The sequence below is a fragment of the Planktothrix sp. PLAVEN19ND genome (genome assembly GCF_057220675.1).
This window is the reverse complement of the sequence record NZ_CM170132.1, coordinates 4,120,009-4,138,283: the sequence shown is the minus strand read 5'-3', so window position 1 is coordinate 4,138,283 and position 18,275 is coordinate 4,120,009. Positions and strand designations below refer to the sequence as shown.

The 18,275-nt window shown below is 38.1% G+C and carries 7 protein-coding genes; 6 read left to right on the top strand and 1 reads right to left on the bottom strand.

The window, feature by feature from the left end; translation table 11 throughout:
* On the bottom strand, positions 1-6,489 hold the full coding sequence (locus tag AC2D3N_RS17635; RefSeq protein WP_484691652.1) for an amino acid adenylation domain-containing protein: 6,489 nt from the start codon (positions 6,487-6,489) through the stop codon (positions 1-3).
* Between the two features lie 406 nt (positions 6,490-6,895).
* Here AC2D3N_RS17635 and AC2D3N_RS17630 point away from each other — a divergent pair, with 406 nt between their 5' ends.
* The 6 genes from AC2D3N_RS17630 (at position 6,896) to AC2D3N_RS17605 (ending at position 18,192) form a co-directional block, all read left to right on the top strand.
* Positions 6,896-11,674, top strand: a complete 4,779-nt coding sequence (locus AC2D3N_RS17630) for an amino acid adenylation domain-containing protein (protein WP_484691651.1) — start codon at positions 6,896-6,898, stop codon at positions 11,672-11,674.
* Positions 11,675-11,800: 126 nt separating this feature from the next.
* On the top strand, positions 11,801-12,424 hold the full coding sequence (locus AC2D3N_RS17625; protein ID WP_079681016.1) for a type 2 periplasmic-binding domain-containing protein: 624 nt from the start codon (positions 11,801-11,803) through the stop codon (positions 12,422-12,424).
* A gap of 105 nt (positions 12,425-12,529) precedes the next feature.
* Positions 12,530-13,150 carry a cupin domain-containing protein gene (locus AC2D3N_RS17620; RefSeq protein ID WP_484691650.1) on the top strand — a complete coding sequence of 207 codons (621 nt, stop codon included), beginning with the start codon at positions 12,530-12,532 and terminating at the stop codon, positions 13,148-13,150.
* A 95-nt stretch (positions 13,151-13,245) separates the two neighbouring features.
* Positions 13,246-14,046: an SDR family oxidoreductase gene (locus AC2D3N_RS17615; RefSeq protein WP_484691649.1), complete on the top strand. Its 801-nt coding sequence runs from the start codon at positions 13,246-13,248 to the stop codon at positions 14,044-14,046.
* Between the two features lie 36 nt (positions 14,047-14,082).
* A complete protein-coding gene (locus tag AC2D3N_RS17610; protein WP_484691648.1) occupies positions 14,083-17,358 on the top strand; it encodes an amino acid adenylation domain-containing protein in 3,276 nt (1,091 codons plus the stop codon).
* A gap of 57 nt (positions 17,359-17,415) precedes the next feature.
* Positions 17,416-18,192: an SDR family NAD(P)-dependent oxidoreductase gene (locus AC2D3N_RS17605; protein WP_079681020.1), complete on the top strand. Its 777-nt coding sequence runs from the start codon at positions 17,416-17,418 to the stop codon at positions 18,190-18,192.
* Positions 18,193-18,275 lie beyond the last annotated feature (83 nt).

Sequence of the window (18,275 nt, the reverse complement as noted above, 5' to 3'; positions counted from 1 at the left end):
CTATCTTTTTTTAGATTGCTTTTGATTGATTTTGTTCAGGAATTTGTCAAGCTGTTTTTGATTAATTTTAGCAGCGGCAAAGTCCGAAGGCGTATAAAATGAAGTTTCGGTGGACTGACAGTGAATAATCAAATTTCTCAAAACCTCCATAAATTCATTGGCGAGTTTTTCAATAGTTTCCTGACGATGAACGTTTTCACTATAAACAAATTGAATATCCAGTTTTTGATCACGAACTAGACCACTTACTTCTAATAAATGACTGCGATCGCCTGAAGAACTGTGATCGGATTTCCATTCTTTGACCCTTCCTAAAACCTCTGATGCCGATAGTACCTGATCAAATTGACCTAAGTAATTAAAACTAACCTGGGCCTTGATCAAGTCCTTAAATTGGCGTTTAATTTCCGCATCGCTCGACAGATATTTCAGTACACCATAACCAATACCACGATATGGCAGACGACGCAATTGTTCTTTAACAGATTTTAATGTTTCTTGTGGTTTCCCCGTTTGACTTTGTTCTAATACCATAGGAAATAAAGTCGTAAACCAACCGACGGTACGAGATAAATCTACTTGTTCAAATAAATCTTCCCGTCCATGACCTTCTAAGTCAACTAATAGGCTATTTCCCCCCGTCCATTGACTAAAACTTGACCCTAATGCTGTTAATAAAACATCATTAATTTGAGTATTATAAGCACTGGGGACATCTTGTAATAATCCTCGCGTTTCTTCTTCAGTTAAAAACAGGTTAATAGCCTTAGCTGAATTTAGCTGATTACTCTCTTTTTCTAGGGAATAATCTACGGGTAAAGGCAGAATTTTTGCCTGTAATTGAGGTAGCCAATAATCCATTTCTTGCTTTAATTGTTCAGATTGGCCGTAGCTAACTAGCTGTTTTGACCAATCTTGAAATGAGGTAGTTTTGGGCGGTAATTTAATGGCTTGACCTTGGCTAATTTGTTCATAAGCGGTGGTCAAATCCTCAAGTATAATTCGCCAGGAAATACCATCTACCGCTAAATGATGAATTACTATTAGTAATTGACTCGGTTGTTGATTGCCTAACTTAAATAAGGCAAATTTGACAATTTCTCCCGATGACAAATTTAGACTATTTTGCAATTCTGTATCTTTGGTTGTAATTGCCTTTTTTTGTCCGTCTGGAGAGAGTTCGGATAAATCAATAACAGTTAAAGATACCGCTTCTTTAATCCCATCATTAATCTGTTCTAAATTTTCATTTTCCCGACTATAACGCAACCTCAAAGCATCATGATGATTCAATAATGTTAACAAAACTTGCTTTAATAATTCTGGCTCCAGGGTGGCAGGAACTTCTATTAAAGCCGATTGATTAAAGAAGTGAGCATCGGCTAAATTTTGCTCAAAAAACCAATGCTGAATCGGTGTTAAAGGTACAATTCCTGTGACGATATCTTGATTGGCTTGGATTTGTTGACTGGTTCCGACAACGGTAGCTAATTCGGCGATTGTTTGATATTGAAACAGTTGTTTGGGAATTAACTGTAGCCCCATCTGATTAGCTTTAGAAATCATCTGGATACTAATAATAGAATCGCCCCCCAGTTCAAAAAAGTTGTCGTGGATACTAACTTTTTCGAGTCTTAAAACTTCAGCCCAAATGGTGGCTAAATGTTTTTCTGTCTCGGTGGTTGGATTCGTAAAATTAGTGCTACTATCTGACAGTGTTTTCTCTGGAATTGGTAAGGCTCGATAATCTACTTTTCCGCTAGGTGTAATGGGAATTGCTTCTAGGAAAATGAATATCGAGGGAACCATATAGGCAGGTAATTTCTGTTTTAAGTAATGACGAATTTCTTCAACTGTTACTTGACTTTGATTGGCAAGTAAATAGGCTGTTAATCGCTTATTCCCTGGAGTATCTTCCCTGGCAATTACAACGGCCTGTTTAATTAAGGGATATTGATTTAAAGTTGCTTCAATTTCCGTTAGTTCAATCCTGAAACCTCGAATCTTAACTTGAGAATCAACCCGTCCCAAAAATTCTAAGTTACCATCAATTTGATAGCGAACTAAATCCCCTGTTTTGTAGAGTTTTTCTCCTGGTTTAAAGGGGTGATTAATAAATTTCTCGGCGGTTAATTCTGGTCGATTTAAGTAACCCCTGGCTATACCTAAGCCACCAATATGAAGTTCACCCGGCACGCCAACGGGCATCGGTTCTAGGTATTGATCTAATATATAAATTTGCACATTATTGATAGGTTTCCCGATGGGAATTTCAGGTTGATTAATGGGGCGATCAGGTAGATAATAAAGGGTAGAAACAACCGTAGCCTCCGTCGGGCCGTAACTATTGACCAATTTGGGGTAATAACCGACATATTCCTGCCACATTTTTACCCGTTCGGGTAAGACTCGTTCACCCCCTAAAATAACCAATCGCAATGATGGAGGTAAGACTAATTTTTCCTGCACTATTTCACTTACCAATAAATGCCAGTAAGCGGTAGGTAAATCCCAAATAGTGATGGCTTGCTCTTGGGATTCTTGAATAAAAGTATTGATGGATTTCATCATTATTTCTGTTTTCAAAACCAGAGCGCCACCACAACTTAAACCGGGATAAATTTCTTCCGCCGCCGCATCAAAATTAATAGAAGCAAATTGTAGAACCTTGTCTTGGGCTGTTATTTGATATTGTTCGATCGCACTTTGGGTAAAGTTAATCAGGGATTTATGTTCAATTAATACCCCTTTTGGTTTTCCTGTGGAACCTGATGTATAAATAACGTAGGCAAGATTTTTTGGGGTTATAACTGCGTCAAGATTATTAGTATTTTCTTGGGCAATAATTGTTTTTTGACTATCTAAACACACCGCTTTAATAGCTTGCTTTGGCGTTAAATTAGTCCACTTTTCTAAGGTGACAACAAGGTTGATGCTGGCATCTTCAATCATATAGGCTAATCGGTCTTCAGGATAGGCGGGATCGAGAGATAAATATGCTCCCCCTGCTTTGAGAATGCCCAAAATTCCGATAATCATTTCTAAGGAACGTTCTAAACAAATTCCGACTAAATCATCAGGTTTAACTCCTAAACTTTGCAAATAATAGGCTAGTTGGTTCGCCTGTTCATTTAATTGTTGATAGCTGAGTTTCTCCTTGCCAAAAACAAGGGCGGTCGCCTCTGGGGTTTTCTTAACTTGTGCTTCAAAAAGTTGATGAATGCCGTTAAATTTATGATAATTAGTATCAGTATGGTTCCAGGCAACTAATAATTGATGCTTTTGATTTTCTGTTAGCAAAGAATACTGGGAAAGATGTTTATGGGGATTAACTAAAATTCCTGCTAATAGGGTTTGATAATCCGTCACCATTCGCTCAATAGTAGCGTGATCAAACAAGTCACTATTGTATTCCCAAACCATCGTAATGCCTGCGGTTTCAACGTCTTGAATATCAGCACTGCAATGACGACCAACTCGTTGTTCGGAGCGAGGAATTACCACAACATCCAGGTCAAATTTAGCCGAATAATTGCTAACTGCTTCATTTTGTTTAATGGTCAAACCAGGCAAACTGAGGTCAGGTAATTGAGCATCATGGAAACTAAACATGACCTGAAATAAAGGGTTATAACTTAAGTGACGAACAGGTTTTAAAACTTCAACAACTTTATCAAAAGGTACATCTTCATGGGCATAACCTTCTAAAGTAACTTGACGAACTTGCTTTAATAATTCTCGAAAAGTTGGATTACCAGCAAGATTACTACGAAGGACAATATTATTAACAATCATGCCAATTAATTCCTCGGTCTCGCGTAAACGTCGGTTAGCTACCCCCGACCCCACACAAATATCTTCTTGCCCTGTATAACGATAAATTTGGGTTAAAAAGACCGCAAACATACTCATAAACAGCGTTACCCCTTCTTGCCGACCAAGGTTTCTCAAGGGTTGGCAAATCTCTAAGGGGAGATCAACTCGCACCATGCCCCCGTTATAGGTTTGCTCCGTTGGTCGGGGGCGATCGTAGGGCAATTCTAAGAGGGGAGGCATCCCAGCTAATTTTTGATGCCAGTAGTCTATTTGGGCTTTTGCTGACTCGCTTTGGGCCCATTCTCGCTGCCAATGGGCAAAATCGGCAAATTGCAAGATTGGCTCACTTAGAGGAGAAGGCTGATCCTGGCTAAAGGCTTTGTAGAGAGCGATTAATTCTTTTAAAAATAAGTTAAATGACCAACCATCATGTACCAAATGATGTTCTACATGAATTAACCGCCAGTCTTGTTCACTTAATTTTAATAATGTCCAATGAATTAACGGTAATTGACTAATATTAAAAGGTTTATGGACTGATTTATTCTTCAAATTTTCAACTTCTTTCTCCTGTTGATCTTTAGGAATTGTTTGGAGGTCAATAATAGGTAATTTAACGGCTGCTGGAGGATGAATGACTTGTGCCAGTTTTCCTGCTACTGCGGGAAAAGTTGTGCGAAAGATTTCATGGCGACGGATAATTTCACTGAGACTTTTTTCTAAGATAGGAATATCTAAATTACCCTGAATTAGTAAAATTTCTTGAAATTGATAGGCGGTCACCGAGGGGGCTAACTGTTCGATAAAATAAACCCTTTCCTGAGCAAAGGAAACGGGTAAATAACCCTGCCGTGAAATCGGTTTGATTTGAGTAAAAGATGACGGCTTTTCTACTTTTTGTTGCTGAGTAATTACTTCACTTAAACTATTAATAGTAGGATGTTCAAATAGTTTTTCAAAAGAAATTTCTACTTGTAAAATATCTCGTATTCGAGACAAGATTTGTGTGGCAATTAGGGAATGACCTCCTAACTGGAAGAAATTATCATCAACCCCAATTTTTTCCAGTCCAAATACTTTTGTCCAAATCTCAGCTAGAATCGCTTCTTGTTCATTACGCGGGGCAGTAAAGGCGGTTTCTAAATTAGGTAGGGGTAAGGCGTGGCGATCAACTTTCCCATTTGGACTTAGAGGTAGCTTTTCTAAGATTACAAATGCCCCAGGAATCATATAGCCAGGAAGCTGATTTCTTAAAAATTGTTGTAGGTTTGCAGTTAGTTTTTCCTCCGTTGAATGGGGAACAATATAAGCAACTAAACTTTTATTACCTAGGGTATCTTCCCGATCAATAACAATGGTTTGAGAGACTTGATAGTGTTGTAATATAACTGTTTCAATTTCTCCTAATTCAATTCTAAAACCATTAATTTTGACCTGATGATCAATGCGTCCTAGATATTCTAAATTGCCATCGGTTAAATATTGACCTAAATCCCCAGTTTTATATAATCTTTCTGACGGGTTAAAGGGTGATTGAATAAACTTTTCGACGGTTAATTCAGGGCGGTTTAAATATCCCCTGGCAACACCTAAGCCACCAATGTAAATTTCTCCTGGGGTTTCAGTAGGGATAAGGTTTAAACTTTCATCTAACACATAAACTTGAATATTCGCCCCTAATGCTTTGCCGATGGGAAGTTCGGGATGGTTGAGTTGACTTTCTGTGAGGTGGGATAGGTAACAACTTGTTGCCGCAATAGTCGCTTCAGTTGGCCCATAAACATTAATTAATTCAGGAAAAGTTCCCACTGTTTTTAACCACTGTTTCACCCATTCCGGTTGGACTTTTTCACTACCAATAATAACTAATCGTAAGCCCTTATCTAAGGTGATCTTGCTATCAATTAATTCGCTAACTAATAAATGCCAGTAAGCGGTCGGTAAATTCCAAATAGTAATTCCTAATTCCCTCGATTTTTGGATAAATAAGGGAATAGAACTTACCATTTCTGGTGTTCTTAAAACCAAAGTTGCACCGCTACAAAGACTGGAATAAATTTCTTCTGCCGCTACATCAAAACTAATAGAAGCAAATTGAAGGATGCGATCGCTACTAGATAACCGATATTGATCAATAATTAATTGGGTAAAGTTTACCAAAGACCGATGTTCAATCATCACTCCCTTGGGTTTTCCCGTTGAACCTGATGTATAGATAACGTAGGCTAAATTACTATTTTCTACCGTATGAACTAAATTATTAACATCACATTTGGCAATTTCTGACCATTGACTATCTAAATCAACAACTAAACCTTTATAGTTGGCAATTAAACTAGACCCTTGACTGTGAGTAACTAACACGGAAATTTGAGCATCTTCTACCATATAGCTCAATCTTTCCTGGGGATAGTTAGAATCAAGGGGAACGTAGGCTCCTCCGGCTTTGAGAATACCCAGCAAACCAATAATCATATTCAGGGATCGATCAATACAAAGTCCCACTAAAATCTCCGATTTTACCCCTAAATTTTGCAAATAATGAGCTAGTTGATTAGATGCGGTATTTAATTCTTGATAGGTTAATTGTCCCTGTTCAGAAACAACTGCGATCGCGTTCGGTGTTTGTTTGACTTGGGATTCAAATAATTGATGAATACATTGGTTAATCATAGGAGGAAGATAGGCTTTAGAAACCTTTATTGGATTTAGACCTGAGAGAAAAAAATAAATAGAAGTCGAAAAAAAGTCAATGATAGGATCGGAGCAAATCCCCGGCATTCATTAAAACATATTTTTGATTCTGAAGCAACCCCAACCTATCCCAGCCAGTATAGACTGACAGAGGTATTATTATAAAAGCATTTGGAACTGCTTTTAGCAATTGAATAGAGGGTGTTATAGTTCACCTAGTCCGGTTCACCCAGTGCAAAGTGATCAAAACCTGTGGGGGTGGCGTCCCTCCCAACCCCTACGATAAAATGTTACAACCTATTTGGGATTACTATACAAACAACTCGACATTCTGAAGATCAACCAGTTATACCCAATTAAACAACTGTTTTAGGAGACAACAAATATGAAAATAGTAGAATTTTTATCCTACTTAAATAATTTAGAAATCAAACTTTGGCTAGAAGCAGAAAAGTTAAAATATCAAGCTCCTCCGGGAGTGATGACCGCCGAAATTAAGCAAGAAATTGGAAACAGAAAGACAGAAATTATTGCTTTTTTAAAAATAGCAAAAATATCTGCTCATGCCAGTGAATTGGCTATTACTCCTGTTGGCAGGGATGGAGATTTACCCCTCTCTTTTGCTCAACAAAGAATGTGGTTTCTCCATCAGATGGATAGTCAAAATCCTTCTTACAATGAAAGTCCAACTATCCGTCTAACGGGTAATCTTAATATTGAAGTTTTAGAACAAAGTCTTAACGCCATTATTGAACGCCACGAAATTCTGCGGACAACTTTTCCGATGATTGACGGTAAACCCATCCAGAAAATTTTACCTTCCCTTCAGATTAACTTACTTGTTGTTGATTTACAAGATTTACCCAGCAATCAAATAGAAGAAATTATTACTCAAGAACTGCAAAAACCCTTTGACTTAACCCAAGCTCCCTTAGTGCGATTTACCCTCTTAGATTTAAGTCAAGAATCTTATATTTTAGTGCCAGTTATTCATCATATTATTATTGATGGTTGGTCAAAAGGAATATTCTTTAAAGAATTATCTTATTTTTATCAATCTTTCCTGTCAAAAACCCCTGTAAATTTACCTCAACTACCTATTCAATATGCGGATTTTGCTGTCTGGCAACGACAATGGTTACAAGGAGAAATCCTAGAAAATCAACTTAATTATTGGCAAAAACAATTAGCCGATGCTCCGCCTTTATTAGAACTTCCCACCGATCAACCCCGACCTTCTATTCCGACCTTTCAAGGCCATACCCTGAGCTTTCAAATTGACCCCGATCTCACCGATAAACTTAAAACCCTTAGTCAAAGATCGGGTGTGACTCTGTTTATGACTTTGCTGGCTGCTTTCACGACCTTACTATTTCGTTATAGTCATCAAGAAGATATTCTGATTGGCACACCTGTTGCTAACCGTAATCGCCAAGAAATTGAACCTCTAATGGGCTTTTTTGTCAATACTTTAGTGATGCGAAATTCCCTGCAAAGCAATCCTACCTTTTGGGAATTATTACAACAGGTTCGCCAGAGTGTTTTAGGAGCCTACGCCAACCAGGATGTTCCCTTTGAACAGGTTGTAGATGTTTTACAAATAGAGCGGAGTTTAAGTTATAATCCTCTATTTCAGGTAATGTTTGCCTTACAAAATGCCCCTTTAGGAGACTTAAACTTACCTGGTCTCAAGGCGACATCCCTAGCCGTAGAAAACGTCAGGGTAAAATTTGATCTCAGTCTCGTTTTAGAAGAAACCGAAACCGAAACAGGAAATTATTTAGAGGGTTTTTGGGAATATAGTAGTGATCTTTTTACCCCCGAAAGAATAACTCGTCTGGTGGGTCATTTTCAAACATTATTAAAGGGTATTGTCACCAATCCTCAGCAACGAGTCGGGGAATTACTGCTATTGACAGAAGCAGAAAAACAGCAACTGTTAATAGACTGGAATCAAACCGAAAGCCCCTATCCCCGTGATCAGTGTATTCACCAATTATTTGAAGAACAAGTTGCCAAAAATCCCGATGCGATCGCCATTATTTATGAACAGGAATCTCTTACCTATCAACAGTTAAATCAAAAAGCTAATCAATTAGCCCATTACCTGAAATCTTTAGGAGTAGAAACTGACAGCTTAGTCGGTATTTGTGTAGAACGTTCTTTAGAAATGATTGTGGGATTATTGGGCATTCTCAAAGCAGGTGGAGCCTATGTACCTCTCGATCCAGATTATCCCCAAGAACGCCTAAGCTTTATGCTTACCGATACTCAAGTTAAAGTCCTGTTAACTAAGGAGTCTTTCATCGCCTCTTTTCCAACCCATCAAGCCCGTATCGTCTGTTTAGATAAAGATTGGGAGACTATTAACCAAGAAAGTCAAGATAATCTTAATGGTGCGGTTTCTGCGGAGAATCTAGCCTACATAATTTATACCTCGGGTTCTACGGGAATTCCCAAAGGAGTTGTCGTCAATCATCAAGCAGTGAATCGACTGGTCTTAAATACCAATTATATCCAGTTGACCTCGGATGACCGGATTGTTCAAGCATCCAATATCGCTTTTGATGCAGCCACCTTTGAAATTTGGGGAGCCTTGCTGAATGGAGCTAAGATAGTAATTTTAACCAAATCCCTATTACTTTCGCCCCAAGAATTCGCCCTCAGTCTCAAGGAAAACCAGATCAGTGTCTTATTTTTAACTACAGCCTTATTCAATCAGTTAGCCAGTTTAGTCCCCCAGGCTTTTAGTGAGTTGCGATACCTACTTTTTGGCGGAGAAGCAGTTGATCCGAAATGGGTACAAGAGGTACTAGATAAAGGTGCGCCGGAAAAATTGCTTCATGTTTATGGGCCAACGGAAAATACCACATTTTCGTCTTGGTATTTAGTGGAAGACTTACCCGCTAAGGCGATCACCATTCCGATTGGTCAACCCATTTCTAATACACAAATCTATTTGCTAGACAAAAACCTGCAACCTGTGCCGATTGGTGTGCCGGGAGAGTTATACCTGGGAGGGGCGGGGTTAGCGCGAGGCTATCTGAATCGTTTGGAGTTAACTCAAGAAAGATTTATTCCTCATCCCTTTGAGAATCAAAATTCTAAATTATATAAAACTGGGGATTTAGTTCGTTACCAAAACCAGGGACAAATTGAATTTATCGGTCGGATTGATGATCAAGTAAAAATTAGGGGTTTTAGAATTGAGTTAGGAGAAATAGAAGCGGTTATTACTGACCATCCTCAAGTGCGAAAAGGAATTGTGATGGTCAGGGAAGATGAAGGAGGAACCAAGCGTTTATCTGCCTATATTATTCCTGAAACCTCAGAATTAACCTCCGGCGAATTGCGTCTATTTTTGCAAGACAAGTTGCCCCATTATATGGTTCCAGCGTTCTTAATTTTTTTAGAGGCATTTCCCCTCACGACTAATGGCAAAATTGATCGTCGCGCCCTCCCAAAACCAGAAATTCTGTTAGATAATACCCCTAACCTGGTTATGCCCAGCACAGAGATTGAAAAAACCTTAGCTGATATTTGGCAAACGGTTTTAGGGCTTAAACAAGTTAGCATTAATGACAATTTTTTTGAATTGGGTGGGGATTCAATTTTGGCAATTCAAATTATTGCTAAAGCCAATCAAGCGGGGTTAAAAATGACTCCAACTCAGTTATTTAGTCATCAAACGATTAGTCAATTAGCCACCGTAACCGAAAGGGCTCCCCTGACTGAAACTATCCAGGGTTTAGTTATAGGTAATGTTCCCCTAACTCCCATTCAACAGTGGTTTTTTGAGCAAAATTTACCCGAACCCCATCACTTTAATCAAGCGATGTTGTTGGAGGTTGGCACTAATCTAAAACCTGATTTATTAAAAACGGCTATTGCACAGTTACTTTATCACCATGACGCCCTACGTTTACGTTTTATAAAACAAGACGGCAAATGGCAACAATATAATAGTGATGATTGGCATTCTTTTACCTTTGAAGTTATAGATTTATCTTGTTTATCTGACCAGGAACAACTCACAACTTTAACCACAATAATAGACAAGCAACAAAGATCATTTAATTTAGAAAAAGGCCCCTTAGTTGCCGTTGTTTATTGCCAATTAGCTAACTCTCTAAAATTATCAATCGTTATCCATCATTTAGCCGTAGATGGTGTTTCTTGGCGGATTCTTCTCGAAGATTTAGCCACCGTCTATCAACAGTTAGAAAAAGGTCAAACTCCCCAATTTCCCCCTAAAACTAGCTCTTTTAAAGATTGGGCTCAAGAACTCCAAATCTATGCTCAAAGCCCCGAACTTAAGACATTCTTAGACTATTGGTTAACCCAGGATTTTTCTGCTCTGTCCTCCCTTCCCTGCGATTATCAAGCGGACGTCACCGCGAATACCGTGGCCAGTGCTAAAACTCTTTCTTTTTGCTTAACAGAAAATCAAACTCGGGCGCTATTACAGGATGTTCCCCAAGCCTATAACACCCAAATAAATGATGTATTACTAACTGCTTTAATACAAGCCTTTGCCAAGTGGACAAATTTTCCGGCTCTTTTGCTTGACATAGAAGGTCATGGCAGGGAAAATTTAATCAACTCTTTAAATCTGTCGCGGACGGTAGGCTGGTTCACCAGTATTTTTCCCGTTTATCTGACCCTAGAAACGATTAACCATCCAGGTGAATCTCTCAAGTCAGTTAAAGAGCAATTGCGACAAATTCCCCGTCGAGGAGTTGATTATGGGATTGGCTATTATCTCAACTCAGATTTAACCATTCAATCCCATTTACGCAACGCTCCGAAACCCGAAGTTAGCTTTAATTATTTAGGGCAATTTACGGGGGATCAAATAGCTGAGGTGGGCTGGCAATTTTCTAAAGAGTCGAGCCGTTCTATTAATAGTCCTTTGGGCCGACGTTCCCATTTAATTGAGATTAATAGCCTTATTGTCTCAGGTAAGCTAGAAATAGAATGGCAATATAGTAAAAATTTTCATCAAAAAACAACGATAGAAAATTTAGCTCATACTTATCAAAAATCTTTAGAAGCCCTGATTAATCATTGTCTATCGGCAGAAGGAGGTTATACTCCCTCGGATTTTCCCGATGCCGATCTTAATCAAACAGAACTAGACGAATTGCTGTTAGAATTAGAGTAATTACAGCAGATTTTGTTTTGATCACAGATGGAAATTTATTAAGTTCTTGCTTAATAATTAATCATTGGTTTAAGCACACAGTAATGTTAACTTATCCGCTCTTAAAACCTCTGGAGGGTTAAAAGTATGCTAGAGTTCTCAATGGAATTTTATTGTTCTGCAACTCATAACACAACGTTAAGGGTTGGCACTTTAGGGCCAAAAGACACTAGCAGTGAACAAACTTTACATTATCTTGTCACCCAATGGCGAGCCGAAAAAATTTCTGTCATCATCCATTTATTTGATACTTTTACAGAACTAAAGCAATCCCTACTTGACGAAGAAATAGACTTAGCATTAGTTCCCCATGCCTATGAAAAAATTAATGATTTTTATATGGAACCAAGTTTTCAATTAGGTTTCATTTTTATTTATCCTACCCCGGTTTATGGGTTAGCCAAACGCAAAAATGTAGAATTAGTTTCTGATGATTGTACTCTAGTCACCCATCCTGCTCCCTTGCCTTTACTACCCTATTTATTGCCAGATTATTTAGACCAAAATAACATTAAAGTCGAGTTAGTTAATTCCACCAGCGCGGCAGCAATTCAAGTAAAGCAAGGATTGGCTGATTTGGCTATTACGAATGAAAATGCCCTGCGAGATAATGATTTAGAATTTATTTCTCAATACGGGGAAATAGAAATGAGTTGGTCTTTATTTCATAAGAAAAAAAATAGTATTTCTCAAGAGAAATCTTTGTTATAGGATGGAAAACCTATTGATATTTTTGCTCTATTTTTGATTGATTAAAAAGAATTAAATTTTTCCATTTTCAACCTAAGCAACTCTTTAAATTATATTACAAAAATCATGTCTCAATTTTTCCCTAATTATGAATTAGTTCAACTGGGTTCAGGCATAGAATTAAAAGTTTTTAACTGTCAGGATACTATTTTTCAATTTGCATCAGTTGAACCTAACGCCCAATTAGAATCTCATCAACATAGAGAAAGCCAGTTAGGAATGATTTTAAATGGTAGTTTAGTCATGGATCTCAATGGCAATAAAACCTTGATGCAACCGTTGTCTCATGTCTATGTTGCTGAGTCTAACCTTCTGCATGGAGCGTCTAATCCTTTCCCTCAAATGACTACAGTCTTTGACATAAAACGAATCACTGATGATTCAGAAACATCAATCTTAAAACTTCTCCCCGACGAAGATACCATCACCAATTTGCCCTGTCAGTCAGTTACGGGGACTTGGTTTAAAATTTCTATGATTAAAATTCCTGCGGGTTGTCCTATTCCTTCCCATCAATCAGAGCAAGGAGAAATAGGTTTTATTCTGAATGGGGAACTACAAATAACCATAGAAAATGAAGAACAATACTTAAATCAGGGTCAAATTTATTATGCTCCATCACAAGTTTTACACCAAGGCAATAATTTATCGAATCAGGAAATTTATTTGATCAAGATTTTGATTTAATAAACCTCTTGTAAATTCAAGTAACAAGGGTCATAACCTAATGTTCCCTGTTCCCTGTTCCCTGTTCCCTAGTGTTAAAAATAAGGATAAATTTTATGGATTTGGGATTAAAAAACAAAGTTGCTTTGGTAACGGGTAGTAGTGCGGGTATTGGTTTTACTATTGCTGAAAAATTGGCGAAAGAAGGGTGTAATCTAATTATTTGTGGTCGCAATTCCCAACAACTTCAAGTAGCTTATCAGTCCCTGATTCAAGCCTATCCCTTACAGCAAGTTCTCAGTTTATCCGCCGACGTTCATCAAGCCGAGGATTCAGAGCAACTTGTTCAAGAATCCTTGAAAAAATATGGTAAAATCGACATTTTAGTGAATAATTCTGAAGGGGCAAATTTTACAGAAAATTTAATTGAAAACCTTTCTGATGAAGACTGGTTAACGGTTTTTCAAGGTAAATTAATGGGTTATATTCGCTTAACTAATTTAGTATTGCCGACCATGAAACAGCAACAATGGGGACGAATTATCAATATTATTGGGACTTCAGGGAAAGAACCTTCACCTCGTTTAGTCAAGTCTGGGGTAGTCAATGCCGCATTAATGAATTTTACGAAATCCGTTGCTAGACAATCAGCCACCTCTTGTGTTTTAATTAATAGTATTAATCCCGGAATTATTGATACGCCAAGACATCGAGAATATCTCCAGGTTTATGCTGAAAAAGAAGGTACTACCCCCGACATAATCAGGCAGGAAATAATTAAAAGTATTCCGATGAATCGCATTGGTCGCAGTGAAGAATTAGCTAATTTGGCGGTTTTTTTAGCCTCAGAATGCGCTAGTTACATGACGGGTATAACGATTCCTGTGGACGGGGGAATATCTGCTTCAGCTTTTTAGTAATTAATTTAATTTATTTTTATAAGGAAAAAAATTGTGGCTTCTGAAAAATCCAGTTTTAATAAAAAAGATATTGAGTCTATCTATCCCCTTTCTCCGATGCAGTTGGGGATGCTTTTTCATACCTTATATAATTCCGAATCTAAGGTTTATTTATCGCAAATTTTAATCACCTTATCCGGCAATCTTGATCCTAAAGCTTTTGAATTAGCTTGGCAGCAAGTTGTTGACCGTCATGGCATTTTTCGCACTTGCTTTGCCTGGAAAAAATCCAAACAACCTCTGCAAATTGTGAGAAAAAAAGTTACCATACCCTGGGTTAATTATGATTGGCGATCGCTCTCTCCCATCGAACAGAAAAAACAACTTCATGATTTTTTAAAAGCAGATCAGGATAAATATTTTGAACTGGATAAAGTTCCCTTAATCCGATTTGCATTAATTCGCTTAGAAGATCAAAAATACGAATTTATAAATACAGGTCATCATATTTTATCCGATGGTTGGGGAATCGCGATCGCCTTAAAAGAAGCCTTAGAGTTTTATACTGGAATCATTCAAAATCAGCCCGTAATTCTGCCCGCACCTCGTCCCTATCAAGATTATATTAATTGGATACAACGGCAAGATCAAACCCAAGCAGAAAACTTTTGGCGACAAAATCTTCAAGGATTTACTTCACCCACTCCCTTAACCGTAGATAAACCCGTTAATAATCTAGTTTCTCAGGGTAAAACCTATACCAATCAAGAATTTCAACTATCTAGGGAAATCACGATCACCCTTAAACAACTAGCTAAAGAAAATCATCTGACCCTTTCCATCTTTATTCAAGCTGCTTGGGCCTTACTATTACACCATTATAGTAGCGAGTTAGATGTGGTTTTTGGCGCGACTGTTTCCGGTCGTCCCCCCAGTTTTAAAGGCATTGATTTAATGGTAGGAATATTTATAAATACCTTACCAGTGCGAGTTAAAATTGATCCTAAAATCAGGTTAATTCCCTGGTTACAACAGTTACAAAAAGAACATTTAGAACGGGATAACTATGCCTACAGTCCCCTAGTAGATATTCAAAAATGGAGCGAAATTCCCGCGCCTAAATCGGTGTTTGAAAGTTTTGTAGTTTTTGAAAACTTACCCTTTAGTGATGTCCAGCAACAGTCTATTCATGGATTGCAATTAGGTGAAATGCGAGATAATGGCCATGCTGATTATCCTTTAACCTTAATTGTTACCCCAGGTGAGACATTAACGGGCAAAATTATCTATCCTCAAGAACGTTTTGAAGATCAGGTGATTGAGCGGATGATCGGTCATTTTCAAACCCTATTACAAGGAATGGCTAATCATCCCCAGGCGATGATTCAGGAATTACCCATTTTAACGCCAACAGAACGTCAATTATTGTTAGTTGACTGGAATCAAACAACTCCTGAAAATCCTCTACAAGCCTGTGTTCAGCAATTATTTGAACAACAAGTTATCAAAACTCCTGATACTTTAGCCGCAGTTTTTCAGAACCAAAAATTAACCTATGAAGAATTAAATCAACAGGCTAATCAACTCGCGAATTACTTACAAAAAAAAGGGATAGCCCCCCAAAGTTTAGTCGGTATTAGTTTAGAACGTTCTATTGAGGTAGCGATCGCCATTTTAGCTGTGTTGAAAGTTGGCGGAGTTTGTGTACCCTTAGACCCCAGCTATCCCCCGGAGAGACTCAATTATATTCTACAAGATACCCAACTGAACTTCTTATTAACTCAAAAAGATTGTCAATCTTTATTAACCCCCCAAAATATTAAACAAGTTATTTTACTCGATCAAGAATGGCCAGAAATTAGCTTGGAATCCCAGACCAATCTTGATATTCATAAGGAGTTAACCGATTTAGCCTATATCATTTATAGTTCTGGATCTACAGGGGTTCCCAAAGGAATTATGATCCCCCATCAATCCCTCACTAATCTGATTGAACATCATCGGGCTAAAATGTCACCAGCGAGGAACTTCTTGCAATTTGCTCCTTTTAATTTTGATGTGAGTTACCATGAAATGTTTGCAGCTTGGTGTTTAGGGGGAACCCTATTTATTACTCCTAATGAGTCCCGACTCGATCTGGTAAAACTCACTGATTTACTCGCTAATAACCCTATCCACAAAGCAATTTTACCCGTTACTTTATTACAACAACTCATCGAAACCTATAGCGAACAACCCCAGGTATTTGCTAACTTCTGTGAAATTATTTCCGCCGGAGAACAACTACAAATTACCCCATCCATGATAGCTTTATTTAAGCAACTTAAAAAGTGTACCCTGTATAATTTTTATGGCCCCACAGAAGCGGATTTAGTCACCAGTTATCCGTTTGATCAACAACCGGATTATTGGCCTCAATATGTACCGATTGGGAAGCCCGCTATCAACGTTAAAGTTTATCTTTTAAACTCCTATCTGCAACCCGTTCCCATTGGCATTATCGGTGAATTATATGTCGCTGGCGGTGGGTTAGCTCGGGGTTATTTTAATAATCCTGAATTAACCCAGGAAAAATTTATTCCTAACCCTTTTCAGGAAAATTCTTTTCTGTATAAAACTGGCGATTTAGCCCGTTATTTACCCAATGGTGATCTGGAATATTTAGGTAGAATAGATGATGTGGTCAAAGTTAGAGGTTATCGAATTGAATTAGGAGAAGTGGAGGCTATCTTAAATCAATATCCCCAAATTGTTCAGGGAGTGGCGACAGTTCAAGGTGAAACGGCTCGGGAAAAATATCTAGTTGCTTATTTTATTCACCGCCCAGGAATAACTATTAATATTGCCGAATTACGTCGGTTTTTAGGGCAATGGCTACCCGAATATATGATTCCGTCTGCTTTCGTGCCGATGGCATCTTTTCAGCTAAGTCCTAATGGCAAAGTAGATCGTCAAGCCTTACCCATAGTTGATCAAAATCAAGTTTTATTAACACAAACTTACACCGCACCTCGGAGTCCCATTGAAGAAGTCATGACGGAAATTTGGGCTGAAATTTTAGGGGTAGAAAAAGTCGGGATTGAGGATGATTTCTTCATTTTAGGGGGACATTCTTTAAAAGCAATTCAACTGATTAGTAAAATTCGGCAAACCTTAGAATTAGAAGTTTCTGTGCGTCAACTCTTTAATCATCCAACAATCGCCCAATTAGTAAAAGAAATGAGTCAATCGGTGGGAGACGAAAATTTGCTGAACGAAATTGCCATTACAGTTCAAGAAATTGCTAAAATGTCTCCTGAAGAAGTCAAAACCTTATTATCCCAGGATTAAGCAATACCCTTGTGATTAAGGTTTTAAAAAAAGTATCCCCCAATCTCATTAAAAACAATGAACAATCATCTTTTCGATTTAACAGCTAAAGTTGCCATCATTACCGGAGCCGCTAGAGGTATTGGTAAAGTTATCGCCCAGGGTTTAGCTCAAGCCGGGGCTAAGGTTGTGATTGCCGATATAAATCAAACAGAGGCTGAACAAACCGCTAAACTGATTCAACAAGCAGGGGGGGAAGCGGTGGCAATTTACACCGATGTTTGTAATCGTCAAGATTGTCTGAATTTAATTGAACAGGCGATCGCCCATTATGGTCAACTCGATATTATGGTCTGTAATGCCGGGATTGAAATTCTCAAAACCACCGATGAATTAGATGAATCAGAATGGGATTCTGTGATTAATGTTGACTTAAAAGGCTATTTTAATTGCGCTCAATTGGCAGCAAAACAAATGGTTAAACAGGGTAAAAAAGGCTCAATTATTATGAATTCTTCTATTGCTAGTATCGTCGCTGTTCCCAAATCATCCGGGGCCTATACCGCCGCTAAAGGGGGCGTTAATCAACTTGCAAGAACGATGGCTGTAGAATTAGGAAAGCAAGACATTCGCGTTAATGTTTTTGCCCCTGGTTATATGAATAATATGATGGCAGGAACAGAAGGTTTGCGTTCAACGCCCGATGAAATGAATGAACTTTATACCAGAATTCCCATGAAACGCACCGGTGAATTATCAGAATTAATTGGCCCTGTCATATTTTTAGCTTCCGACGCATCTTCCTATGTGACAGGAGCAATTTTAATGGTAGACGGAGGCTATACAGCCATTTAGCATCTGCTTAACATTAGAAAACGAATGGTTTAAGAAGTATTACCCCTGTAGCCTGTTCCCCTTTCCTTGCTCAAGAATTTTGA

Excerpts from the sequence above, each read along its gene's own strand:
- AC2D3N_RS17620 (WP_484691650.1), top strand. The coding sequence starts at position 12,530 with ATGTCTCAATTTTTCCCTAATTATGAATTAGTTCAACTGGGTTCAGGC.
- AC2D3N_RS17630 (WP_484691651.1), top strand. The coding sequence starts at position 6,896 with ATGAAAATAGTAGAATTTTTATCCTACTTAAATAATTTAGAAATCAAA.
- AC2D3N_RS17605 (WP_079681020.1), top strand. The coding sequence starts at position 17,416 with ATGAACAATCATCTTTTCGATTTAACAGCTAAAGTTGCCATCATTACC.
- AC2D3N_RS17625 (WP_079681016.1), top strand. The coding sequence starts at position 11,801 with ATGCTAGAGTTCTCAATGGAATTTTATTGTTCTGCAACTCATAACACA.
- AC2D3N_RS17635 (WP_484691652.1), bottom strand. The coding sequence starts at position 6,489 with ATGATTAACCAATGTATTCATCAATTATTTGAATCCCAAGTCAAACAA.
- AC2D3N_RS17615 (WP_484691649.1), top strand. The coding sequence starts at position 13,246 with ATGGATTTGGGATTAAAAAACAAAGTTGCTTTGGTAACGGGTAGTAGT.